Below are 24,019 nucleotides of genomic sequence, written 5' to 3'. Positions count from 1 at the left end.
TGGGCTGTAATTTTTTCAGAATCCAGGGCGGAGATTCCGCCCTGGAATTCTTATGTATCTTTCTCATCTTCAGACTTTGAAAGATATGATGTTTGCTTTCATTAGTTCTCTTCGGACTTTCTTCTGTTCACGAAGTACAGAGCTGCTGCTGCAATCATGATAGCGCAGCCGCCGATGGTGAAGATCGTAGTACCGATGCCACCGGTGGAGGGAAGAGAGGCAAGTTCGGTATTCGGAATATTCGGTTTCAAATCACTTGCATTCTGAATCGCAACACCACCTCCTATAAGTTGATAGGTAGTTAAGCCAACCTGCCTATTTGCACTATCACGAATTTCTACAGTATAGTTCATTAAATTTTTTCCAGTTCCATAAAAAGGAGTAACTTTCACAGTATACTCTTCATTAGACAAGCTATAACCCGCCGGAGCCTTCGTCTCTTTCAGAATATATGTTCCCGCATCCACATCTCCAAATATATACCTGTGCTGCTGATAATATTTATCATAGGTAGATGTAATTGTTTCGTTGGTTACAGTGTTTGTCAGACTAAACTCTGCACCTACCAGCTGCTCATGGGTCGTCGCATCTGTCTTATAAACCAGAAAATCAAATGTATAATGCTTCGTTACACTCGGATCACTCTTTGTTGTCTCTGTAGGTGTATTGGAATACTCCAGAACAACGCTGTTTTCCACTGCCTCAAAAGTTTCCTTTGTAAGCAATGCATCTTCATCTTTGCCTTCTACTACAGCAGGATAGGTAATCGTGATCGTTTCTCCCCCATTTGCAAGAATATATTCCCTCTTAAACTCAACAGTGATCACCTGACCGTTAACAGTCACATTTGCCGCATCATCCTCAAGGCAGTTTTGAATTGCCTCAACCAGCTTGCCATTTTCATTGTCAAGTGTCAGTCTTTCATCTGCCGTATCTGTAAGTTTAAATGTGAGATTCTCGTTATCATACAGATCACTGTAGGAGGGAATTTTTGTTGTTATGGTGAAATAAACGGTATCTCCTCCAGATACATCATCGATTTTTCCAAGATTATCCACACCAATTGCAGTTCCGCTTACACCTGTGATCTTCTTGTCTACCGGAACACTTTCCGTAGATTTTGCATAAATTACCACATCATTAACCACATAGTCGCCATCTGCATCTACCTCACCGTCGCCAACGCCACCTGCCTCATAGGTAACCTCAAGGCTCAGAAGCATAGGATTGTAAATAGCTTCCCCTGTACCAGTAACCAGTACCAGATATGTACCAGCTGTGAGTTCTGCTGTCCAGTTTCCATCGCCATCTGTATCTGTAAGATTCTTTGCATTTAACTGTCCTAACAGCGCTGTGTCACTGGCAATGGATGTAATTACAGCCGCATCATCCTCGCCAACTGTATACTTTCCTTCCAATGCGGGAACAACACTGTATACTCCCGTGTCGTCATAAGTAACCATCTGATAGGCAGTTACCTGTGCACCTTCTTCTGTAACTCCCATCACTGTAGCCGTTCCTTTTTCTGTCGACGGAGCTGCTGATACGCTAATCGCCATACCAAGCACCATTGTCATCGCCATAACCAAGGCCAACAATTTCTTTACCTTTTTCATTCTCTTACTCCTTTTCCGAGGGACCTCCCTCTGATTTTTTGATTTTTAAGACTTGACTGTCTGTCAAACGTCCGGCAAGTCTTGCTTCTGCCGGGCCGTCCGGACGGCTGCTTCTATTGTATTTCTGCAGCCGTCCCGGCGGTCGGGATGCCGACAAGCCACTTCTCAAAGTTTAACTTCTCAGCACCTCCTCTTTCCGTTTCTTATATACTAACAGCGTGCCTGCCATCATAAGCGCGACTCCGCCGAGCATATACAGGTAGATACCCGGGCCTCCAGTGGAGGGAAGATCATAAAGGATAGCATCATAGAAAGTATACACATAAATCTCTTTTCCGCTTTCATCTGTCTCCATTCTGGGCACAATGGGGGTTTCATCAGCCTTGGTCACAGACTCTAACCGGTTATTTAGGAGTGTCACTGTCCATGTCTCCTCACTCAGTGTATATCCAACAGGTGCCTTAATTTCTGACAGTGTATACTCTCCTGACCTCAAAAATGTAACTTCATTTGTGCACGCTTCATCACTGTACCATTTTACTATTCCGGCATTGTCAGATTTTCCGTAATACGTGGTTTTTGTCTGTCCGCCAGGTTCGCCGGGTGTTGAACCGCTGTCATTCGATTCCAGCTTGAATACAGCGCCTTCGAGCGTCAATGTTGTGTCGCTGCTGCTCCTCTTTACAATTCTCCAGTTTCCAATAACCGCTGCATTTGTAAATGTTACAGCCCCCTTTGTGCCACCATCCTCTGCATCATAGGTATAATCGTTTCCAATGACATTATTGCCATGCATGTCTTTACCCAGTCCGAAAGTGGCTGACATACCATCCCGTGTATTCTCACAGTTTGTACCGCCGGGAGCGCCTATATTAATTTCTACGCTCCGCAATTCATATCCATCCCGGCTGACTTCAGTGATTACATAATTCCCTCTTGCAAGGTTCAGAATCGTCTGAGTACCCTCCGCCGCACCTGCAGCTACATCAACCGTCCACTCTGTTCCTCCATCAGCAGGATTAAACGGAGCCTCGTCTTTGGTGATCCGGAAACTAAATGTCTGCGCCTCAGCTGCTGCTTCCGTCAGTTTCTTCGTAATTGTTATTTCTCCTGAAATAACATTAATCTTATAAACTCCATAGTGCTTATCTTCATAGTCAGTAAAGGTATCATTTTGAGTGCTTCCTGCCTCAAGACCATCATTGACAGCTTCAACGATATAATTTCCAGCGCCGTCAGCCACGCCGGCATGGTAAATAGTTCCACCCAAAGTAGTGTTAGTATTGCTGGCGTCGGAAGGATCACCTGCATTATATGTCACTTTCAGATAATATGTGGTATCTGCTTCCGGATTTTGTGAAACCAGCTGGTCTGTTGTCAGCGGAGTACCAGTGCAATCCTCATTATCATACCAGCCCCATGTAAAGCTGTTTTCCGTCACTCCATATTTGCCTATGTATTCTGTACTGAACAGCTGAGCCAATATCGTATCACCCGTCGGTACTGTATCGCCTTTATAAATGGTTACTTCCTTATTGGAAATATCCAATTCCACCTTTACATTGACTTTGGGCGGATCAAACGGCACTGTATTTCCCGAGAACGATATGCCTGAACCAGCAGCATTGGTCGGAACGTCATTGCCTCCGATATAATCGGCTTTTGCCTTGACATAAATCTTCGCGGACCATCCCGGCAAATTACTGCCTTCAGATTTTGGCGCTATGTCGATACCAGACCATTCCACGTACCATTCGCCTGATGAATTTTTGCGTAATATGCCTATATTTCCGTTGACATCCTCGATCTCGGCACCATCAGACAGGAGATTACCATTTTCATCTACGACATCAAATCTGGAATCAATCACATCCGTGACAGTAGCATTCTCTATTGTAGTTCCTTCCAGACCGCCTTCTACAATCAGCTTAAAACTATTCACGAGTTCTTCCATGCTGTCTGCACCATAATAGTGCCCTGAATCTGTCGCTATGCCTTCCAGGAAGTTCTTCGTACTGCTATTAACCTTGAAACCAACTGAATAAATAGTGGTTCCATTATTCTTTAATGTATTAGCTACCCACTCCGCGCTATTTTCACCATTATCCGCTCCATCGCTGAGGAGAACAACAATTTTATCATTTCCACTTTCACTCGAACTCAGCTGTGTATTAGCATACTGCAAACCATGATATGCATAGGTACTGCTATTTGCATCAATTCTATTTATCGCATTAATAATACTGTCCTTATCTGTTCCGACGGTCGTTAAAGCCAGCCAATTCATCAAGCCGTCTGAATATCCTGCAATTCCCACCTTACTGTCCGGAGATTTTTCATCCAGCAGATTTACAAACTCAGTGGCTGCTGCTTTCATTGCCTCATTTCTGGAAATAAAATCAGTATTAACAGTTGCCGGGATATTTACACGATCAGTCTCCAACCACTGCTGTTCGCCTCCGTCACTTCCATACTCAGAATAAACTCGCCACCTCCATTCGCCAAACCAACTGCGGGCATAACTTACTTTATATAGAGTACCGTTCTGTTCAAAGTAATACTCGCTATTATAATTACTTTGCGCACTCGTCCAGCTGACTTCCTCACCCGACAGGGAACCGCTGTACTCGCACATACTTCCTGACGCGTCCAAAACCAGCATTACATCTACTGCCTTGGCCGTTCCAGGAATAGAAGACTGCATACGTGAGGACGCAGACAGGTCGATCTCATATATTCTTTCATCCCAGTTTACTACATGCGCCGTCTTATCTTTTTCAATGGCTTTCACGATTTCGGTATTCGAAATAGACGTAATTTTTTCGTTTTTACTGTTCGTTATAACTGCAGTTGCCGAATCAGTCGTCGCCGTAACAGTTACAGTATATTTTTCTGAATTCGCAATATATCCATCCGGCGCAGCCGTTTCCTTCAAATAATAAGTTCCCGCCTTTAACCGTGTATTGAATTTTACAATTCCATTAGCATCCGATGTTGCCTGCTCAATCATAGTTGTACATTGCTCATCTGAATACAGCGTAAACGTTGCCCCCGGAAGACCTGCCTTTGTATCCGCATTTATTTTCGTAAATTGCAGCTCTGCCTTTGGCGTGGCAGAAATTACCGGATCGGAAGCCTGCACATTAGGCATAACGAATTCCATATAACAATTGGATGCTTCACCGCCACGTTCCATATACAAAACCGTTACGGTATGCTTTGCCTCCGTATCTACCTGCAATTTGTCATCTTCTGTATAGTCTGCTCCCGACTGGATAATTCCTTCCTTCTCCAAAAGGACTGACCAGATATCCACTTCTGTCGGCCACAGCGAATTTGTCAGTTCATTATATTCTGAACCTTCATATGCAGCATGAATTCCGCCTAAATCCAGAATCAACTCACCGTCAAGGAAAACCCACAGGTCATCATCTCCTGTAAAGGAATAGGTCATATCCCCAAGATAATCACCCACAGAAAACTCGAAATCATAACGCATTCCGAAATATTCATTCTTCTGACCGTCATTTTTATTATTAAGTGGGAAGAACTGACTTAAATTATCTACGACTGTTACGTTATTTTCTTCCACTCTGGAAAGAGTGTACCGATTGCCGTTTTTATCAAAAACCAGGTCATAATCTTCGTATATTGTCTTACCATTCTTGCTTTCTTTACTAAAGAATCCCGGCTCGTCACAAGCGAAATTTACAGTTTCACACTTGTCTCCGCTAAGGCGTGTGATTAATCCGGTAATAATCGGCCAGCTAAAGTCATGTGGATTACTTGCCCAATCGCTTCCATTATACTGATCTCTCGTATAATTTCTATCATCCAGCCCTTCAATGGAACCATTTCCTATGTCACCATCTTCTGTATCTATTCTCCAGAATGCATTGGCATTGAACCGGCCGCTCTGTTCAGTCCCATTAACTGTTACTGTCCGTTCCACCATGAGCCGGTAATCATTTGCTGCACCGATAGTACCCAGCCGATTATTGTATGTGTTTTTATCGTTTCCTCCGCTGTAGTTACCAAAATAGTTAATAGAACGACGATCAGAAGCATCTCCATTTACATAATCAAAAAACGTCGTTCCATTTTCGTAAGTGCCTGTTATCGCAGTATAATAGCATTTAAATACTGCATCACTGTCCACTATAATCCGTTCTCCAGACACAGGTTCTTCCTCAGAACCAACTACTTTTACAACACGTTTCAGGGCATAATCTTCGTCTTCTTTGGTGAATCCCGTCAACTGTTGCTCTTCTGTTCCCGTCTTAAGGGTAGTTTCGAAATCACGGTATATTTTTACCGGCTGACCGCTGCCCTGAGCATCTTCAAGAAAATGCTGTATGGTTACCTTTACCTCACTGTTTCCATTGTTTATAATGACATACTGAGAGAAATGGGTCGTCTCAAACGCTACGTCCGCCTCTGTCTCCGTAGTAGCTTCCATATTTGTAGCGTTTGCATTTTCATCATCCACATGATAAACGGAGATGCCATTTTCAGCTCCATATCCTGTGTTCTCGAACTCTACTGTTACTGCACCGTCCGGCTGTACTTCCTGACCGTCCACAAGGAATCTGATATCAAACACCATCATATCCTGGATGGTCGTATTGTTTGCTGCAATATCTTCTGCAACAGCTTCCTTAATCTCTTCTTCTGTCTCCTCAGACTCTATCTTTTCCACAGACAGAACCGCTCCGTCCGGAAGGACTCCCGGCTTTGCTTTTACAATCACTTTGACTCCGTCTACGACTGTCTCATAAGTCGCATTTGCAGATGCAGTCCACGCCAGCGCATACAGATCGTACCCTGCTTCCAGTGCATCTGTTCCGCCAGCTGCTTCTGCAGCACCGTCGTTCAGACAGAATACCTCAAGCTGCATGTCCGTTCCTTCCGGAAATTCCGGCTCAGTATACTCCAGAGAAATCTGCACCTGACCGGACAGATCAGCCGTCTCTCCGCTCTCTGTATATGTAAACCAAATGTCATATGCCAGAAACTCTTCTATCTGACGGGATTCCGCGTCCAGTGCAGCAGCTACCAGCTCTTCTGCAGCTGCGTACTCTTCGCCGTCCTCCTGTACCTGAGCCGCATGAATCTCGATACCGCTCAGATCCACATCTTCGCTCACTGCTGTAGCTTTCACGCTGAAGCTTCCGTCCTCTGCCGCATAGGTCAGCTCGGATACAGGCTCTTCCTCAACAGGAAGCTCCTCTCCCTCAGACGGAGTCCCCTCTTCGTCTGTCTCTGTATCTTCACCCGGAGTCGTCTCATCGGAAGACTCTGAACCATCCGGAACAGCCGGAGTCTCAGGCACTTCCGGTTCTGCCGGCTCCGTATTCTCTGTGCCGTCAGCCGGAGTAGTCGGTTCTGCCGGAGCACTCGGTTCTGTCGTCTCCGTCGGCGGAGTCGTGACATCCGTATTTTCCTCCGTATCTGCCGGATTCGCCGGTTCTGTCGGCTCCGTATCTACTTCCGGATCTTTCGGCTCCTCCGGAGTCGTAGGCGCTGTTTCTTCAGAACCCGTCGTTTCTCCTGAAGCTTCCGGTTCAGATTCTTCGTCCGGAGTCGTGGTCTCTGTCAATTCCACTTCCTGCGTCTCCGGAACATCCGCGCTCTGCTCCGATACTGCGGACAATCCTTCCGCATACACCTGCTCAATGACATCCTGCATGCCCAGTCCCAATACCATGGTCATGCAGAGCAGGAATGCGACGGTTCTCCTTATGATGTTCCTTTTCTTCGTCTTCCTGGTTTTCATGACGTTCTCCTTCCTTTTCTTGTCACTTACTGTTTATCCGTCAGGAATCTGTCCGGCCGGGCCCCTCAAGTATTCCCCACCGGAGGGAGCCCTCAGACAGACTCTTTCTAACCCCTTTGTTAATTAAAGACGGTCATAAGTTCACAAATGGGTCACATTTTTTTCACATTTTTAAATTTTTTATAAACAGAAACTTATTTCTTCCTTAATAATGGATAAAGATCTCTTGCTTTTTCTGGAAGCACCGGAGCTTCAACGGGAACACCGGAATGTGATATGCGCGCCCCAGGCACCAGAAGCGGAGAAACACATTCTCCGCCTTATTCCTGTAAATTTCCCCCATTTGCATGAAATCACCATCTTTTCCTTGTTCTTTACGTTCATTGGTGTTATACTTAAGTACGTTAATAACGTATTTTTATCTACGTTCACAGCAGGCAATGTCCTGCATATCAAATTGCGTTCACAAAGTAACATATTTTTTGCAGGAGTTCCCTCTATGGAAAATAAGCTTGATATCGAGTATTACTCGCTTCTTGCAGAACGCATCCGGAACCATGACACTGAGGCTTTTACTGAATTTTACTACGCTACATATAAGAACCTGTACCGATACGCCTGTTATTTCCTGAAGGATGTTCATCTGGCACAGGATGCGCTGCACGAAATCTACATCTTAATATGGCGTTCCATCTCTTCCCTGAAGGAGAACCGTCTGTTCTATCCATGGGCCAAGCAGATCGCCTACCATGTATGCTGTGATTTTCAGAAAAAATCCCAGCTTGTGGCAAGCCATGAGACTTCTGTCAATGATGATACGGAATTTCTGCTGAATCTGACAGAGCAGAACGACTGTTTTCAGGGAATCTGGGACAAAGATTTCCAGGAGCGTATGGATCGATATCTGGACGAGCTTCCTTCCCCTATGCGGCAGGCTTTTCTTCTGCGCTATGAGAATAATCTGAAGCTGGAGGAAATTGCTGATTTCCTCGGAGTGAGTCTGAGTACGGTCAAGCGGGCCATCAATAAGGTACGAAAGTATCTGCAGAAAAAATTCACCTGTTAGCGCCGGCGTACTTCCTTTGTACACCGGCGCTGATATACATTTATAGCTGATATACATTTATATAAGAAGGAGAAGGCATGCATTTAAGATTTTGCGCTTCCTGGCGGGTCCTGTTCCTGCTTCTGCTTTCTGCTGTTTTCCTGTCCGCCTGCTCTGGCAGCAGTCCCGGACCCGGAGCGGAGGCGGAAGCAAAGCTTCCGGAAAATACGGCCGCCGGAAACACGGCTGCCGCGGAAAAAGGAGAGGCTGAGGCTGGCGGACAAAGCGGCGTCCGGCCCAATACGCCGGTGGTGTACGAGCCTCAGGCTCCGCTGGAGAGCACCCTTGGAGAGGAGCCTCTGATCGTAGACATTTCCCATACAGACCAGGGCTATGTCATGGCCAGGTATACGGGCAGCGCTGCCAAAGCCAATATTCAAATCACCGGACCGGACGGCATTCATTACAAGTATTTTCTTACGCCGTCTGATTCTTTTATCTCTCTCCCGCTGACCAGCGGCGACGGAACCTATCAGATAGACGGATACGAAAATATCGCTGGCACCCAGTACGCCGTTCTTTTCCGCGAAACCACGGAGGTCAGCCTGGAAAATGAGCTGTTTCCATTTCTGTATCCCAACCAGTACGTGAATTTCAATGCCAGGACCGAAGCAGTCGCTGTGGCGGCGGAAGCGGCGGCGGAGGCGTCCGACGACCTGGACGCTGTGGCGGATATCTACCATTATGTAATCGGGCATGTCGCCTATGATCTGGAAAAGGCTGAGACGGTGGCCGCAGGCTATCTGCCGGATGTGGATGAGACTCTGCGGACCGGAAAGGGAATCTGTTTTGATTACGCTTCGCTGACGGCAGCCATGCTCCGCTCCCAGAATATTCCCACACGCCTGGAAATCGGTTATTCCGGCGATATCTATCACGCCTGGATCAGCGTTTATACGGAAGAAACCGGCTGGATCGACCGGCTGATTGAATTTACCTCCGGGGGCTGGACCCGCATGGACCCCACGCTGGCTGCCGGAAATGACAGCAGCAGCGCCGCCCTGAAATATGTTGGCGACGGGTCCAACTATACCACTCAGTATATCCGGTGAGAAAGGAGTCTTATGAAAGCTTTAAATAACACGGAACTGATTTTTTTCTGCAGCCAGCTGGCTCTCACTCTGCGCTCCGGCATTTCTTCTCTGGAAGGCCTGTCGCTGATGCTGGAGGATTCCCCCGGGGGAGACGGGCGTACTCTCCTGGAGCAGCTGATTCGGGAAATGGAGGAGACAGGCAGCCTCAGCCGTTCTCTGGAGTCCGCGCAGGTATTCCCCGCTTATCTCTGCAGCATGGTGGAGCTGGGCGAACAGACCGGGCGTCTGGACGACGTGATGGAGTCTCTGGCGGCCCACTACCGTCGGGAAGAGGCGCTTTCCAGAAATCTGCGCAGCGCCGTGGCCTATCCGCTGGTGATGCTTGGAATGATGATTGCTGTGATGGCCGTGCTCCTGATAAAAGTAATGCCCATCTTCCGCCAGGTATTCGACCAGCTGGGCGCGCAGATGACCGGATTTCCGGGGGCTGTCATGGAGCTGGGAGGCGTCCTTGGCGATTACAGCGCCGTTTTTCTGATTCTGGCCGCGGCCGTGGCTGCCGCCTGCGTCTTCCTCTTTTTTACGGAACAGGGGCGGCGGCTCTCTTCCCGGCTCTTTAACCGTTCTGTGTTCACCCGCAGGCTGGCTGAAAAGATCGCCTGCTCCCGTTTTGCAGACGCCATGTCGCTGTCCATAAGCAGCGGACTGGATGTGGATCAGAGCCTGGAAATGACGGAACAGCTGGTGGAGCATCCGAAAGTCCGGGATCAGATTCAGGAAATCCGCAAAAATGTGGCGGAAGGAGAAAATTTCGCCGAAGCTGCTGCCCGGGCGCGGATTTTTTCAGGCACTTACGCGCGGATGCTCTCCGCAGGCTTCCGGGCCGGCTCCCTGGAGGAAGTCATGAAGCAGATCTCCACTCAGTACGAGGAAGAGATCGAGGAACGAATCGACACAGTCCTGGGCAGGCTGGAGCCTACTCTGGTGGCGGTCCTGTCCGTGGCTGTGGGTCTGATTCTGCTCTCTGTCATGCTGCCGCTTCTCGGCATCATGGTAAATATCGGAGGATAATGTATGAACCGTTTCCATAAAAGCAGGGGCCGGCTGCGGTATCTCCGCGTTCTGCTTCCTGCTCTGCTCTTTTGCGTCATGCTTCTGCTGCTTCTTGAAGGCCTTTCCTCCGTCTCTTCTGCCGCCGCCCGGGAAGAGGCGCTGAGGCTGCGGGAAACTGTGCTCCAGGACGCAGTCCAGTGCTATGCGCTGGAGGGCTTTTATCCGGAAGATTTAAATTATCTGGAAGAACACTACGGACTATCCTACGACTCAAAAAAATACGTAGTTTCCTATGAGGTCATCGGCTCTAATCTGATGCCGGACGTGACAGTGATTCCTCTGAAGGAAAGGGGGGCAGGCTCATGAGACGAAGACAATTCCAGTCCCATACGGTGGATTTTCTGTTTACCCTGTCTCTTTTCTGCGTCTTTGCTGTCTGCGCGTTTCTGGTGGTTTCCATGGGCGTAAAGGTATACCGGTCCACGGCCCGGTATCTGGAGGATACCTACAGCGCGCGTACTGCGCTCTCCTATGTGGCGGAGAAAATCCGGCAGCATGACGCAGAGGGGCAGACGGCTCTGACTCAGCTGGAAGGAAGAAACGCCATTCTGCTGACAGACGAGATCGATGGCAGCATCTACGAGACTTATATTTACCCGGACGGCGGGTATCTCTGTGAGCTTGTGGTCCGGCAGGGCACGGAAGTCTTTGCTTCCATGGGACAGCAGATTCTGCAGGCAGAGGGCTTTGCCATCGAGGACCTGGGAGAGGGCTTCCTGCGTTTTACCGTTCCGGACAGCCGGGGACAGGTCCTTTCCTTTCTCCTGCATCTGAGGAATACGGAAGGAGGCGGAATATGACACGTCTGAAACCCGCGCGCTCCAGTCTTTTTCTGATAGAGCTCATCATCGCCATCCTGTTTTTCTCCGCCGGAAGCGCCGTCTGCGTACGGGCGTTTGCCCAGGCGCATCTGATGAGCCAGGCGGCCTCGGACTTAAGCTTTGCTTCCGCCCAGGTCTCCAGCGCCGCTTCCGTCATCCGGTATACGGATGGTTCTCCGGAAGCCGTTTCCGTCTATCTTCCGGGAGCCGCGGCTGTCAGCACCGACGGCGTCACTGGCGCCTCCGGCTCTGATGACCCTGCTGCCCTCTCGGACGGACAGACCTGCGCCGTCTATTATGACAGCAGCCGGCAGCCCTGTTCCCGTGAGGAAGCTGCTTATACGCTTCTGATTCACACCAGTCAGGAAGGCATCCGCACAGACGCGCGCCTGTCCATGACCGGGCCGGACGGAACTATCATCTATAAGCTTGACCTGCGTTATCCGTCTGAACATACCGGGACAGAAGGAGGATCGGCTCATGAATCCTGAAAACAAACGCTCTGCCGCCAGCGTCGGCATTACTTCCTTTGTACTGATTTTTGTCATGCTCTGCCTGCTGACCTTTTCCGTTCTCTCTCTGGCTACTGCCAGAGCCGATCTGCGGCTCAGCCGGCGGAGCGCGGACCGCACGTCCGCCTATTACGACGCGGAGAACCGGGCAAATGACATTCTTCTGGATATCATTTCCTGCCTGGAGCAGTACTCCGGCGCCGAAAATGAGACCTCTTTCTACGCTCAGGTACAGGAAGAACTGGAAGGACGGGAAGGCATCACATTTACAGACGAGCGGACTCTGCAGTACGCGGTTCCCCTGGAAGAAGAACAGCTGCTGCGCGTATCCCTGGAGCTCTCTTATGAAGCCCTCTGGAACGGAAGCCGCTTCCGCATTCTGAAATGGCGCACTGAGTCCACCCACCAGTGGGAATCTGACGAAAGTCTGCCTCTTCTGGACGAAGATGCCCTGTCAGATATGCTGATGGAGGAATAACCGCCGGACAAAGGCGGAAGAATGGAGAGTACTATGATAAATGCTTTAGATTTTCTGACACAGACCATCCGAATGGGGGCGTCCGACCTTTTCATCGTCGCCGGACGCCAGCTTTCCTGCAAAAAGGACGGGCGAATCGAGACGATAGGGGAAGAACGCCTGATGCCGGCAGATACGGCGCAGCTGATCCGGGATATCTATTCCCTGGCGGACGGCCGGGATCTTTCCCGTCTTCAGACCCGGGGAGACGATGACTTTTCCTTTGCGGTATCCGGCCTCTCCCGTTTCCGTGTCAGCGCTTATATGCAGCGCGGCTCCATGGCCGCGGTAATACGCATCATCACTTTTGAGCTGCCGGACCCCCGGGCTCTCGGTATCCCGGAGGCTGTCATCAGTCTCGGAAGCCTCCCCAGAGGCCTGGTGCTGGTGACCGGCCCTGCCGGAAGCGGAAAATCCACGACCCTGGCCTGCATCATAGATGCCATCAACCAGACCCAGGAGAAGCACATCATTACCATGGAAGACCCGCTGGAATATCTTCACCGGCATAAAAAAAGCATCGTAAGCCAGAGAGAAATCAGTTCTGATACGGAGAGCTATGTGACAGCTCTGCGCGCTTCTCTCCGCCAGAGTCCGGACGTGATCCTGCTTGGCGAAATGCGGGATTTTGAAACTATCTCCATCGCCATGACCGCGGCGGAAACCGGCCATCTGGTGCTTTCCACCCTTCACACGCCGGGAGCCGCCAGCACTATCGACCGGATTATCGATGTCTTCCCGCCCGGGCAGCAGCGCCAGATAGCTGTACAACTGTCCACGACCCTGCAGGCAGTAGTATCCCAGCAGCTGCTCCAGGCCGCCGACGGCTCTGCCCGAACCGCCGCCTTTGAGCTGATGACTATGACCCCCGCTATCCGAAATATGATTCGGGAAAATAAGATTCCGCAGATCGACGGCATGATCTATTCCGCTTCATCAGATACCATGTTTTCCATGGATACCAGCCTGGCGGCCCTTTGCCGTTCCGGCCGGATCACCCGGGAGGAAGCCCTTTCCCATGCTTCCAATCCGGAAATGCTGAAGAAAAAGCTGTAAAACGCCAATGGGGAATACGTATTTTATTTCCGGCTTAAGACAAAGGAGTGTACAGACATGATAGAAGAAAAACTGAGAAAACGGCTGAGACGGGCCGCAATCCTGGTCGTCTGCATCAACCTGAGCCTCCTTGTATGCGGCGGAATCTTTTCCGCTTATCTGCGGGCCGCCAGGAACCAGACCATGAAGGAACAGGTGATTACGGAAGCCGAAGAATACAAATCCCGGATCATGAAACAGCTCCGGGCTGATTTTCAGACCCTTTCAACGCTGTCCGTATTTCTGAAGGATGCATCCTATTCGGACTGGGACCTTCTGGCAGAACGCCTGCAGCAGACACAGAAGTATACCAATTTTGTAAATATCGTCTACTTCAGCCGCGATGGAAAGGGCGTCCTTTCCAACTATGAGGGCAGCATCCTGACCGAAGCGGAGCTTTCCGATCTCTCTGCCGAGGGGCAGGCGGCGGTGGAAAAATCCCTTGCGGGAGAAGCCTCTGTTTCAAAGCTTTTCGAAAGCACCATCTCCGACCGCCGCGTATTCGTATACAGCGTTCCCGTCTATGACGGCAGTGAAGTAATCGGCGCTCTGGCCGCCAGCGACCACATCGAGATTTTCTCTGACATTTTGTCCGGGAACACCGTCCTGGGAGGGGGCGGCTATATCAATCTGATTAACTCCAAAGGAGATTTTCTGGTACGTTCTCCAAAGACTGTCGTAAAGGACGATATTTCTTCTATCTTTGATGGTCCCTATCTGGAAGGGGATTCCAGAAAAGAGGTGCAGGAAGCCCTTCAGAAAGAGGAAAGAACCTTTTCCATCTTTACCTATGAAGGGAAAAAATACCCCTTTCTGATGGAACCTGTGGGACTCAACAACTGGTATCTGTTCTGCGTCAGCACAGGCGACGGGCTGAGCGCCGGCACTGATAATTCCGTGCGCATCATACAGTCCATATTTATCACTGTGCTGCTTCTGATCGTCTTCCTGATGATCTATGGATACCGGGCGCTGCGTAATTATAATAAAGATTTGCTGTTTCTGGCTTATCACGATACTGTCACCGGCGCGGAAAATATGACCCGCTTCCGCCAGAAACTGGCGGATTCCTTAAGCGCCTCCGGGGGAAGCGTCACCGCCCTCAGCATCCGCCAGTTTCCTTTTCTGACGGAAATCTTCGGCAAAACAAAATCTGTGGAGCTGCTCTGCCACATTAAGGAAACAGCCTCCAGACATATAAAGAAAAACGAATTTTTCTGCCATGACACCGAAGACCGCTTCTACCTGTTTTTTCAGGAGACGAATCCGGAAATCATACGAAGACGCCTGGAGGCTTTTACCTCGGAAATCGAAAGAAATGCCCTGAACATCCGGACAGACTACCAGCTGGCCCTGTACTGCGGCGTGACCCTCTCCTCTGCCGGCATTGAACCGGAGCTGGAAGCGGAAAATATGCTGACAAGAGTTCAATTTGCTCTGGACAAGGCCAAAGGCGGACACAGCAGCACCATCTGGTTTTTCGACACAGAGCTTCATAAACAGGAAGAACTGGAAAACTATATCGAAAGCCATATGCACCATGCCCTGCAGAGCCGGGAATTCAAGCTGTACCTGCAGCCGAAAATCAATCTGAAAACCGGCAGACTGGACAGCGCGGAGGCCCTGGTCCGCTGGCAGGCAGACAGCGGGCGCACCATTTACCCCGGACAGTTCATTCCTCTCTTTGAAAGGAACGGCTTCTGCGTCAATCTGGATCTCTACATGGCTGAGCAGGCCTGCCGCCAGATCCGTTCCTGGCTGGACAGGGGCCTTGACCCCGTTCCCATCTCTGTAAACCAGTCAAAGCTGCTCTTCTTCGACCGGGATTATGTGCGGAACCTGACCTGCCTGCTGGACCGGTATCAGATTCCCGCCAGCCTTATCACTCTGGAAATTCTGGAAGGGCTTGCTTTGGAAAATGTAGACGAACTGAACGCCAGAATCCTGCAGCTTCAGGAAAAAGGCTTCCGGGTCTCTCTGGATGATTTCGGAAGCGGCTACTCTTCCCTGAATGTATTCGGGAGCCTGAAAATCAATGAGCTGAAACTGGATCGGGATTTCCTGATGAACGCTCCCTCCCAGAATCAGGGACGCATCCGGCTCATCCTGGAGGAAATCGTACGGCTGACCGGCCGCCTCGGCATCTCCACTGTAGCGGAAGGCGTCGAGACTCCGGAAGACGAACAGCTGATACGCGAGATCGGCTGCGGCGTGGGACAGGGATACCTGTACAGCAGGCCCCTGAGCGCGGAAGAATTTGATGAAAAATATATGTATGTGAAGTGATAGAGATGAGGGGCATACGTTCTTTCCTGTTTCCGGAAATGTCGTATGCCCCTCCTGCGTTTCTGCGTTTCTTCCTGTCTTGCCTGTCCTTTTTGTCCTTTTGTCTTGCTTTTATTCTTTCCCTGCCTCGTCAGACTGATATGACTGCATCGATTTTACTATTTCAGCGTATTTTCGAAAGCCCTCCTCATCTTCCTGCGGATATCGAAAGCCAGACTCTTCCGCAACAAACTGCGCCGTTCGATGAAACAGGCCGCAGGCTGTGTCAATGGCCTTCCAAAAATGCCCGGTGCTGCTGTCCGAATACGTTTCCAGATACTGCCGATACACTTCTGCCGGCAGATACTTTTTGAAATACTTATTCATTTTCCCACAGGAGACGGAATACCCCGTCAGGATGCCCACATACCAGACCAGCATCTGCTCCAGCATACTGCGCACAAGCATATTATAGGTCGTCATGGCAAAGGGAAGTTCATCTCTGGCAATCCCCTTGACCACATCACAAAGGCACCAGAAAAATTCATTGCAGCAGCCCCGATATCTCTTCGCGGCCGGCGGAGTCACATAGAACTCCTCATCTGTGGGCGGCGGACACTCCGGAAGACATCCCGTCTTATCCAAAAGCGGAAGAAACAGCTTGTTTCGATTGCTGCCCTTTTCCAGCGCCGAAACCGTCTCCACGCCAATATCGATACGGCTTCCATCCTCAAACAGCAGCAGCCAGGAATAGCTTTCCTCATAACGGCCGCGTATTCCAAATCTCTCCCCATATCCAAAATCATCATCCTGTTCCTGCCTGAGCATAACCTTTCCGAACACATTCAGCCATACCGGATTAGAAATAAAGCTTTCTGTCTCTTTAACCACATACATTACATCGAAGTCCCGATAGCGGTCCTTCGGGGCATGCGGATTGGTCCGCGATCCCTTCAGATATGCCGCCAGGACTCTGTCATCCGTTTGAGCCGTATGGATAATCAGATTCATGATTTCTGTGTCTGCACGCAATTTTATGTCTCCTTATCTTTAAACCGCTGTCCCGGACACGCCATCCCCATAAGGATAACCCGCCGGTACATTGTAAAATATCCGTGTTTCTATCATCATTTCCTTTTTACACATTAATCTGCGTAATCCACTTTGTCGGTGTCATAACAAAACGATTTAATCCAGCCTCATTTTTAACCGCCTCGAATTGCACACGGTTAAAATCTGGATTATGCAATGATAGTGTCAATACAATTCTTCCCAAACGCCTAAAAACTCAATCGTATTTCTATTTCGCATCCAGTTTTGAATCACAAATCTCGGGGCGTCCTCATTTCGATATTTTGCAATATCCGTTAATGAAATAAATTCATTTTCAAAATTTGTAGTATAGATTCCTGTTGTCAATACCTTTTACATGGATAGTCTCCTTAACAATTTTGATATTTGCATGGAAGCATCCTGTTCTATTAGTTATTATCTTTTTTCTTTACTATGCTTTGAATATTTTTAATGCTTTCCAAATATTTCTCTTCCACCGGTGACAAATTCTGTACCTGATATTTTCTATACTCTTCTGTTGCCTTCTCAATTGCCTGCGCATGACTGATTGTACCGGCACCCTGCAGCACCTTTTCCCCGGTAGTCTTCAAAACATTATCAAGATGCTCCACATAATCTGACATATACATGGGATTATGGCGCATAGCCTGAATTTCTGCAAAATCAAAATATCCCGATACAATATTATTCAATATTTTTAATTCTTCATCATTAAGGTAATTCTTTGCAATGCCTATATCCTTTAAAGTAGGAAAGTCACCAGAAAAACTCTTCAATCCCATAAAAGGCTGGCTCGCATCCGCACGCTCGTATATAACCTCCGCTGCTGTATGTCCATGTGCTGCATAATGCAATTTGTTCTGCACCATTTGAAAAAATGCAATAGATTCACTGCTCTTAGGATCATAGTCAACACTCGTTGCATAAAGGTCAAGAACCTGTCGGTACATAACCTTTTCAGACGAACGTATATCTCGTATGCGGTCTAACAGCTCTTTCCAGTAGTTACCGCCGCCCAGATTTTTCAGCCGCTCATCATCCATTGTAAAGCCTTTTATCATGTATTCTTTTAAGCGCTCAGTAGCCCACCGGCGAAAATTTGTAGCAATTTTTGATTTTACTCTATACCCAAGAGAAATAATCATATCAAGATTATAATGTATTGTATTATATTTTTTCCCGTCAGAAGCAGTTGTTCGGAATTTCCGAACAACTGAATTTTCTTCCAGTTCGCCTTCTTCAAAAATGTGTTTAATATGCTCACTGATATTGGATTTACTGGTTTGGTAGAGTTCGCATAATTGCGCCTGTGTAAGCCAAACGGTCTCATCTTCAAACTTAACGTCAATTTTTGTGTGCCCATCTTCCGTTTGATATATGATAATTTCACTTCCAACAGTATCGGAACCGCCTTTTTTATCCTCCATCATTCAAGCCTCCTCCGTTCCATTAGTTTCTTGCTAGATTCAATATAATATGTTTTATGGTTAATTCATCAAAATCACCCTGACTAAACAAATCCAAAAACGAATCTAGCTCTACATTTACCATTTCCATAGAATCATGTATATTATTTAAAAAGAAAAGTTCATATTTCATAACTATTTACCTATCACTTTTTTCCTACTTCTTGTTAAACCCATCTTCCAATTTCGGCAAATTATTTAAACTTATCATCTCCAATGTCTGCAACTGTTGCACCGCCAACTGTCGAAGTAATTCCATCCGCTCTTTCTGGTTCTTCCCTTGACTAATTAAAACTGCATTATAGCTTTCCAGATTTGCAAGTACCAGTAATTGATTCAGTGTTGCTACATCTCGCATATTTCCTTTCACTGTTGGATTTTCATTTTTCCATTGCTTAGCCGTCTTTCCAAACAAAACAACATTCAATAGATCCGCTTCATTCGCATAGGTATATGCCACCTGTGCAGGCGTTAATTCTGGTGGAATTAGATTTTCTTTAATCGCATCTGTATGTATCCTGTAATTCAACTTAGAAATTTCTCTATTCAAATTCCAATTCAACGATAGCCGACTATTTTCGTCTGTTTTTAAACGCCTATAGTCTTTCATAATATATAACTGGAACTCTGGAGAAATCCATGTTGCAAAAGACATGGCAATATCGCTATGGGCATATGTTCCTCCATAACGTCCTGCTTTTGAAACAATGCCAATAGCATCTGTTGCTTCTATCCATTTCTTAGGTGACATTGTAAACGCATTGGCACCAGCCTGCTTTTTAAACCCCTCGAATTCGAGGGGTTTAAAATCTGGATTATGTAGCCTTTCCCAGAGACCTAAAAATTCTATCACATCCCGATTCCTCATCCAGTTTTGAATAACTGCTGTCGGATCATCACTCTTATATCGGGCAATATCCGTCAAGGAAATAAATTCATTTTCAAAATCCTGCGTATAAATTCCAATATCAACCCCAGCCGCATGAATTGTATCCTTAATTATTTTTCCCATTATACCTCCCATAAGCAAACCATAACATTTTGAAACACCGTATTCTTTTCCCTTTAAGAGAAATCTGCTGAGTAACTATCTTCATCTTCCCACATTTCCCGATATGCTTCAATATAATCCCTAATACAACCGGGATATACATCCAAATACTTTCTACATACCCTTTTGTACAATCCCAGGATTTTTTCATCACACGCAAAGTCCAGTAAATAATCTAACAAATGTGACAATTCATCTTCCGACACAGTTCTGCTGCACACATCTTCAACCAATGGTAAATAAAACTCATAGGCTTTCTGATGTAATTGGACTATCTGCTCTGCAATCTGGTAAATATTTTCATCCCTTTTCTGTTGCTCCACATGGACGCCATATGATCTGCAGCATAACGTCGTATATTTTTTTGATTATTCCCGAATACTGTAACTGCGTACTATAATCGGAACGGAGTATCTGTATGACTTTTTCACAATGCTGTTTTATCTCTTCCATGTGCTTTGGCGAACCTCATCTAACCACTTCATAAAAATCTCGCTTGAATCTGTCCCCGTCTTTGCGGAACAGATACTTTCATACTTATATTCCGTGTCTATTTTACCGCTTTTACAGTCATAAATCATTCTTAATTCCGTGGGGACAGGTTTTTCGTAATGTATGCATATTTGTCTTATCTTCTCAAGATCCGCTTCCCCAAGATCCAGAAAATCCCATATCGCGTCCGGATCGGCAGCTATATTATTTGTTGTTTTTATCTGACCATCAATCTTGAAAAATGCATTGAACGAAATACTGCTTTCTTCGATAGAGCCATAGGCATAAACTTTATCAGTCCTATTCCCCGCAAATTCGACACATAGTGAAATAATCCGTGACTGCGCATCCATAAATTCATCTTCAAACACTCTATCCATAGCGTCCCCCTTTGAAACAAAACTCTTTTTTAACTTCCGCTGTATTCTCCTGACAGAAGCATTTCTTTCACTTCATCGTATTCGTCCGGCAGCGCCTGCGACAACAAGCCGGACGCTTCTACACGGAAGACCGTTCCGTCATCATATAATACAGCCAGCACCATATGCTGGGGATCTGTAATTTCCTCTTCACCCGTTCCGGATTCCCAGCCAAAAACACCATACTTGTCTAACGCCTCAATGATCTGCTGTCCGTCCGCATAATATCCGCCCTGTATCTGGTAGAGGTCATCAAAGAGATACGCGTCCGACGTTTGATACCTTTTTCTGTCCGGCAGATCATAATATACACATTCTGTACTTGTATTCTTATTTTCCATAAAAGCTACAGCATATACATTTTCTGTAAAATCAGATGTGCGTTCTTCTATGCCGTCTTCAATGAGATAACTTACATCATACATGCCGAATTTGCGTTCCGGTTCGTATTCTTCCAGGAGCAAAGGTATGTTGAGCGTATCCACATCTTCTGTCGTGATGTCAAAATCCTCAATAAACTGTTCCAGATCAACTTTGCTGTACTGTTCTTTTGTAAGTCCTGCCGCCCGGATCAGTTCTTCCGGAGTGATCAGCCTCTGTTCCGAATACGTCTCTTCCCCGGTTTCTGTCACATAGATACCCGGTTTCTGATCCAGACTCCAGAGAAATTCATCCTTGTTAAAAGTTTCTTCCGTAGTGATCTCTATCGCAGTAAGCCCTTCTTTATCCGGTTCTTCTCTGTAAAAAGGAATATAAATATATGCGATTTCATATTGTGCTTCATCTGTAATAACCGAATAGTGCCCTCTCAATTCCCGCCATGTTATTTTTCCGTGTTCACTTTTTTCATGGGAACTTGCATTTCCTTTCCAGCTTTTACATTCGCCCTGAAAAAACTCTATGAATTCTTCCGCCTGTTCCGTTAAGTTTAGCGTACTGTCCCCGGCATACTGCGAAAATAATCCCGTCAGCGCTTTTGCATCTTCCTTCTCTGCGCACCCGATAATGTTTTCTATCATTTCATCCGCCAATTCTTTATCAGAACGATATGCATTGGATGATCCCCGCCTGAAAACGATGCATCCGCTCAAACTGCATACAAGGGCGCAGCATACGATAAGCAGTAATACCTTCCTCATAAATTCTCTTCCTTTCAGCTAATATACGGTCACTTTCCCGCTCCCGGATATCGCGCACTCCGCCTCTTCGGTATAGATATCTTCCCGGAGCTTATCCTCATAATCAGATCTGCCAATCTGTTTCCACGCTTCAGACTCTGCCATGCGCAGATAGATCCCGGCCGGCACGCCCTGACAGTTCTCCGTCAGCCAGTCCGGCACAGCCTCCAGAAACGCCTCGTACTGTTCTGAACACAGGGCGTCGTCCATAAAAATATACGTCACGGCGGAAACCTCGTTCAGTATCGCTTCTTCTTCTGCCGCGCCGCTGCCGCCGTTCTTTATCTCCGTGTATATCTTTATCCCTTCGGAAGGCAGATACTGCTCTGCAAATGCGCGTACCTGCTCTTCATAGGCGGGGCGCATCAGGATCGCCCCGTAATCGTCTTCATACCGGTACATGCCGTTTTCATATGTGCGGTACACTGTCACAACATCCGATTCACCGCCCTGTTCCGGATACACCTTTAGGTGTTCCTGCTCGACGGCGTCTCCCGGCGCGTAGGATATATAATGAAACTGCTGCTCATATTTCCCTTCGATCCAGTCCAGCATCTGCACGACAGATGTAACGACCCCTTTCTGTGTATCGGTCAGTTCCTCATAAGGCCCGGTAAGGCCTGTCATGTCCATAACCTCTTCCTGTCTGGCACCAAGCCATGCGCCGCCGTCATAGCTGGCCTTCCATTCGTCGGGCCCGAAGGTGATGCTCCCGTCCGGAAATGTGCCTTCACCGACAGTCAGCCCCGTATGGCAGTTCACGATCTTTGCGCTGACACTCCAGTTTGGATCCCCTGTTTCCATGATTCCGGTCAGGACATCCGATGTCGTGATCGTCAACAGCATCTTTGCCTGTAGAATACCGTCGATATTCTCGTCGATATGATATATGAAACGGCTGTGATCGGTATCCGCCTCTACATAATAGCCCTGTTCGTCTTTCTCCATATCTTCCAGCACATCGTCAATGGACCCGGCGTACATCTCTATAAGTTCTTCTTTCTGCGTCGGCGTCACTTCCAGAATTAGATCATCCCCGTCACGCCTTACATCGGTACAGTAATCTTCAAAAGCCTCCATGTTGTCCTCGATATCTGTATTGGCAAACTTAAATATCGAGGCAGGTATGGTAATCTTCTCTGTCATCTCCGGCAATGTTTTTCCGGCATCCGGGTCCTGGACCTGATCTGCTGCCGGAGCGCCCGCACAGGCGCTGCAGACGAGTACCGAAGCAGCTGTCACCGCTGCGAGCACTGTTTTATATAGCTTGTCCATCCTCTCACTCCTCTGAAAACACATTTCTATGCTGATAATAATACCATATTCAAGCTGTAAAAGTTACCGTTTTTATAGATTTTTTCATCTCAGATCTACTGAGAACGGCAACACCCCAGGCAGTCAGGGTATCTGTGCGCAATGTATCTCCACTCTCTGTCCTGACAACTGTTCTTCCATGATTAGTACGAGTGCTCCACCGCCTTCTTCTGACTAGTATCCGGTCACTACTGCCGTGATCTCATATTCATATACTCTGCCTTCGACGTCTGTATATGTCACGCTGCTTCCCTCATTCTCCATGCCAATATCGACAAACTGCGGCGCCGCTTTAGAGTCTGAGATCACAAACTACGGATTTTCTATTTCTACATATCCGGGTATATAGATAAGAATACCATAAAATTATGAAAAATTTTACTGCTGGTACAGATTACGGCGCAGCAGCCTGTGCTGTGATTCCATGTATTGTTTTTAGATTCCTGCCTCCTATACTTTTTTCATATTTATTGTATAGGATGGGCATTCTGCGCCGGGAAATTACAAATACGCACTTTGAGAAGCTATATATAATAATGTAAGCACACGAGCAGCGAGCAGCAAGCGATGCCTGTGGCTATCCAGATAGCCCCACGCGCTTGTTGAGGGAAGTCCCCCAAGCCCCCTTGGAACACAGATTTTCAATCTGTGGCTGCGCGTTCTGGCGAACGCTTTTGACCGCGACCAGCTTACCGCTGGCCGTGGTCTTTTTCTTTCTGTTGCGGCTCGGTCTGCTCCACCGCCAGGACACGATCCACATTGTTCTTGACCGTCAGCAGTTCCCGCATGGCGGCGCGGGCCTGCCGGTACTCTCCGTAAGCCTTTTTCTTGTCCGCCAGCAGCTGGGCGTACTCGGTCTGAAGCTCCTTGATGGTGGGCAGCTTCTTCACGTTCAGCTCGTTGAAGGCTTCCTTGGCGGCCTGGTGCAGCAAGATTTCCTCCTCATGCTCCTGCCGGAATTTCTTTGAATATCCAGCCCTGCGGTAGGCCACATATCCCTAAGTTAGCACAGGTGGTCGTTTTGCCAACGCCGCCCTTCTGGTTGGCAACGGTGATTATTCCGGGGCTCTTTGAGCCACCTGTCCGAACTTTGAGAGCCACCATTCCGGAGAATGAGAGCCACATATTCCGGTAATTCAGAGCCACTTTACAGGCTCTATTACATAAATTT

Annotated in this window: 20 protein-coding genes and 2 pseudogenes; 9 read left to right on the top strand and 13 right to left on the bottom strand. The window is 47.7% G+C overall.

Going from position 1 to position 24,019, the window contains the following annotated elements; translation table 11 throughout:
* Positions 1–101 precede the first annotated feature (101 nt).
* Both B5E82_RS14580 and B5E82_RS14575 read right to left on the bottom strand, forming a co-directional pair.
* On the bottom strand, positions 102–1,616 hold the full coding sequence (locus B5E82_RS14580; RefSeq protein ID WP_087308284.1) for an isopeptide-forming domain-containing fimbrial protein: 1,515 nt from the start codon (positions 1,614–1,616) through the stop codon (positions 102–104).
* A gap of 172 nt (positions 1,617–1,788) precedes the next feature.
* Entirely contained in the window at positions 1,789–6,948 is a 5,160-nt protein-coding gene (locus B5E82_RS14575) for a SpaA isopeptide-forming pilin-related protein (RefSeq protein ID WP_162610796.1), read from the bottom strand.
* A 943-nt stretch (positions 6,949–7,891) separates the two neighbouring features.
* Between B5E82_RS14575 and B5E82_RS14570 the strand changes: the two genes are divergently transcribed.
* The 9 genes from B5E82_RS14570 to B5E82_RS14530 all read left to right on the top strand — a co-directional run bounded on the left by B5E82_RS14570 (position 7,892) and on the right by B5E82_RS14530 (position 15,875).
* Positions 7,892–8,458 carry an RNA polymerase sigma factor gene (locus B5E82_RS14570; RefSeq protein WP_162610795.1) on the top strand — a complete coding sequence of 189 codons (567 nt, stop codon included), beginning with the start codon at positions 7,892–7,894 and terminating at the stop codon, positions 8,456–8,458.
* Positions 8,459–8,535: 77 nt separating this feature from the next.
* Positions 8,536–9,549: a transglutaminase-like domain-containing protein gene (locus B5E82_RS14565; protein WP_087308281.1), complete on the top strand. Its 1,014-nt coding sequence runs from the start codon at positions 8,536–8,538 to the stop codon at positions 9,547–9,549.
* 12 nt (positions 9,550–9,561) lie between these two features.
* Complete coding sequence (locus B5E82_RS14560; protein ID WP_087308280.1) at positions 9,562–10,602, top strand: type II secretion system F family protein; 1,041 nt, start codon at positions 9,562–9,564, stop codon at positions 10,600–10,602.
* 3 nt (positions 10,603–10,605) lie between these two features.
* Positions 10,606–10,950 carry a hypothetical protein gene (locus B5E82_RS14555; protein WP_087308279.1) on the top strand — a complete coding sequence of 115 codons (345 nt, stop codon included), beginning with the start codon at positions 10,606–10,608 and terminating at the stop codon, positions 10,948–10,950.
* A complete protein-coding gene (locus B5E82_RS14550) occupies positions 10,947–11,444 on the top strand; it encodes a DUF4860 domain-containing protein (RefSeq protein WP_087308278.1) in 498 nt (165 codons plus the stop codon). The genes B5E82_RS14555 and B5E82_RS14550 overlap by 4 nt, the downstream gene beginning before the upstream one ends.
* On the top strand, positions 11,441–11,956 hold the full coding sequence (locus tag B5E82_RS14545; protein WP_087308277.1) for a hypothetical protein: 516 nt from the start codon (positions 11,441–11,443) through the stop codon (positions 11,954–11,956). The genes B5E82_RS14550 and B5E82_RS14545 overlap by 4 nt, the downstream gene beginning before the upstream one ends.
* The gene (locus B5E82_RS14540; protein ID WP_087308276.1) at positions 11,946–12,455 is read left to right on the top strand and encodes a hypothetical protein; all 510 of its coding nucleotides are present in this window, start codon (positions 11,946–11,948) and stop codon (positions 12,453–12,455) included. Before B5E82_RS14545 ends, B5E82_RS14540 begins: the two co-directional genes overlap by 11 nt.
* A gap of 36 nt (positions 12,456–12,491) precedes the next feature.
* On the top strand, positions 12,492–13,550 hold the full coding sequence (locus B5E82_RS14535; protein WP_442911314.1) for a type IV pilus twitching motility protein PilT: 1,059 nt from the start codon (positions 12,492–12,494) through the stop codon (positions 13,548–13,550).
* Between the two features lie 57 nt (positions 13,551–13,607).
* Positions 13,608–15,875 (top strand): EAL domain-containing protein, encoded by a 2,268-nt coding sequence (locus tag B5E82_RS14530; protein WP_087308274.1) that lies wholly within the window; start codon positions 13,608–13,610, stop codon positions 15,873–15,875.
* Between the two features lie 111 nt (positions 15,876–15,986).
* On the opposite strand, the gene B5E82_RS14525 is transcribed toward B5E82_RS14530, so the two are convergent.
* The 11 genes and pseudogenes from B5E82_RS14525 to B5E82_RS17985 form a co-directional block, all read right to left on the bottom strand.
* Positions 15,987–16,886 (bottom strand): aminoglycoside 6-adenylyltransferase, encoded by a 900-nt coding sequence (locus B5E82_RS14525; protein WP_087308273.1) that lies wholly within the window; start codon positions 16,884–16,886, stop codon positions 15,987–15,989.
* 225 nt (positions 16,887–17,111) lie between these two features.
* Positions 17,112–17,273, bottom strand: a complete 162-nt coding sequence (locus B5E82_RS19000; RefSeq protein WP_330398383.1) for a KilA-N domain-containing protein — start codon at positions 17,271–17,273, stop codon at positions 17,112–17,114.
* A gap of 62 nt (positions 17,274–17,335) precedes the next feature.
* On the bottom strand, positions 17,336–18,355 hold the full coding sequence (locus tag B5E82_RS14515; RefSeq protein WP_164488698.1) for a virulence RhuM family protein: 1,020 nt from the start codon (positions 18,353–18,355) through the stop codon (positions 17,336–17,338).
* A 196-nt stretch (positions 18,356–18,551) separates the two neighbouring features.
* Positions 18,552–19,406 (bottom strand): KilA-N domain-containing protein, encoded by an 855-nt coding sequence (locus tag B5E82_RS14510; RefSeq protein ID WP_087308271.1) that lies wholly within the window; start codon positions 19,404–19,406, stop codon positions 18,552–18,554.
* Positions 19,407–19,459: 53 nt separating this feature from the next.
* Complete coding sequence (locus B5E82_RS14505) at positions 19,460–19,768, bottom strand: hypothetical protein (RefSeq protein ID WP_087308270.1); 309 nt, start codon at positions 19,766–19,768, stop codon at positions 19,460–19,462.
* Between the two features lie 117 nt (positions 19,769–19,885).
* Positions 19,886–20,317, bottom strand: a complete 432-nt coding sequence (locus tag B5E82_RS14500) for a hypothetical protein (protein WP_087308269.1) — start codon at positions 20,315–20,317, stop codon at positions 19,886–19,888.
* 29 nt (positions 20,318–20,346) lie between these two features.
* The gene (locus tag B5E82_RS14495) at positions 20,347–21,495 is read right to left on the bottom strand and encodes a DUF5104 domain-containing protein (RefSeq protein ID WP_087308268.1); all 1,149 of its coding nucleotides are present in this window, start codon (positions 21,493–21,495) and stop codon (positions 20,347–20,349) included.
* 18 nt (positions 21,496–21,513) lie between these two features.
* Complete coding sequence (locus B5E82_RS14490; protein ID WP_087308267.1) at positions 21,514–22,809, bottom strand: hypothetical protein; 1,296 nt, start codon at positions 22,807–22,809, stop codon at positions 21,514–21,516.
* A gap of 213 nt (positions 22,810–23,022) precedes the next feature.
* Positions 23,023–23,157: a hypothetical protein gene (locus B5E82_RS18635; protein ID WP_275533167.1), complete on the bottom strand. Its 135-nt coding sequence runs from the start codon at positions 23,155–23,157 to the stop codon at positions 23,023–23,025.
* Positions 23,158–23,537: 380 nt separating this feature from the next.
* Positions 23,538–23,843 (bottom strand): annotated as a pseudogene (locus B5E82_RS14485) (relaxase/mobilization nuclease domain-containing protein); the annotation flags it as partial.
* A pseudogene (locus B5E82_RS17985) lies at positions 23,827–23,952 on the bottom strand (ParA family protein); the annotation flags it as partial. The pseudogenes B5E82_RS17985 and B5E82_RS14485, both read right to left, overlap by 17 nt.
* Positions 23,953–24,019 lie beyond the last annotated feature (67 nt).

It is taken from the genome of Lachnoclostridium sp. An138, from assembly GCF_002160765.1.
Lineage (GTDB): Bacteria > Bacillota > Clostridia > Lachnospirales > Lachnospiraceae > Laedolimicola > Laedolimicola faecalis.
The sequence above is the reverse complement of the archived record's forward strand: the minus strand, read 5'-3'. Positions and strand labels throughout refer to the sequence as shown.

Bases quoted from the DNA above. Each gene is read 5' to 3' on its own strand.
- B5E82_RS14580 (WP_087308284.1), bottom strand. From the start codon at position 1,616: ATGAAAAAGGTAAAGAAATTGTTGGCCTTGGTTATGGCGATGACAATG.
- B5E82_RS14570 (WP_162610795.1), top strand. From the start codon at position 7,892: ATGGAAAATAAGCTTGATATCGAGTATTACTCGCTTCTTGCAGAACGC.
- B5E82_RS14565 (WP_087308281.1), top strand. From the start codon at position 8,536: ATGCATTTAAGATTTTGCGCTTCCTGGCGGGTCCTGTTCCTGCTTCTG.
- B5E82_RS14560 (WP_087308280.1), top strand. From the start codon at position 9,562: ATGAAAGCTTTAAATAACACGGAACTGATTTTTTTCTGCAGCCAGCTG.
- B5E82_RS14555 (WP_087308279.1), top strand. From the start codon at position 10,606: ATGAACCGTTTCCATAAAAGCAGGGGCCGGCTGCGGTATCTCCGCGTT.
- B5E82_RS14550 (WP_087308278.1), top strand. From the start codon at position 10,947: ATGAGACGAAGACAATTCCAGTCCCATACGGTGGATTTTCTGTTTACC.
- B5E82_RS14545 (WP_087308277.1), top strand. From the start codon at position 11,441: ATGACACGTCTGAAACCCGCGCGCTCCAGTCTTTTTCTGATAGAGCTC.
- B5E82_RS14540 (WP_087308276.1), top strand. From the start codon at position 11,946: ATGAATCCTGAAAACAAACGCTCTGCCGCCAGCGTCGGCATTACTTCC.
- B5E82_RS14530 (WP_087308274.1), top strand. From the start codon at position 13,608: ATGATAGAAGAAAAACTGAGAAAACGGCTGAGACGGGCCGCAATCCTG.
- B5E82_RS14515 (WP_164488698.1), bottom strand. From the start codon at position 18,355: ATGGAGGATAAAAAAGGCGGTTCCGATACTGTTGGAAGTGAAATTATC.
- B5E82_RS14510 (WP_087308271.1), bottom strand. From the start codon at position 19,406: ATGGGAAAAATAATTAAGGATACAATTCATGCGGCTGGGGTTGATATT.
- B5E82_RS14500 (WP_087308269.1), bottom strand. From the start codon at position 20,317: ATGGATAGAGTGTTTGAAGATGAATTTATGGATGCGCAGTCACGGATT.
- B5E82_RS14495 (WP_087308268.1), bottom strand. From the start codon at position 21,495: ATGAGGAAGGTATTACTGCTTATCGTATGCTGCGCCCTTGTATGCAGT.
- B5E82_RS14490 (WP_087308267.1), bottom strand. From the start codon at position 22,809: ATGGACAAGCTATATAAAACAGTGCTCGCAGCGGTGACAGCTGCTTCG.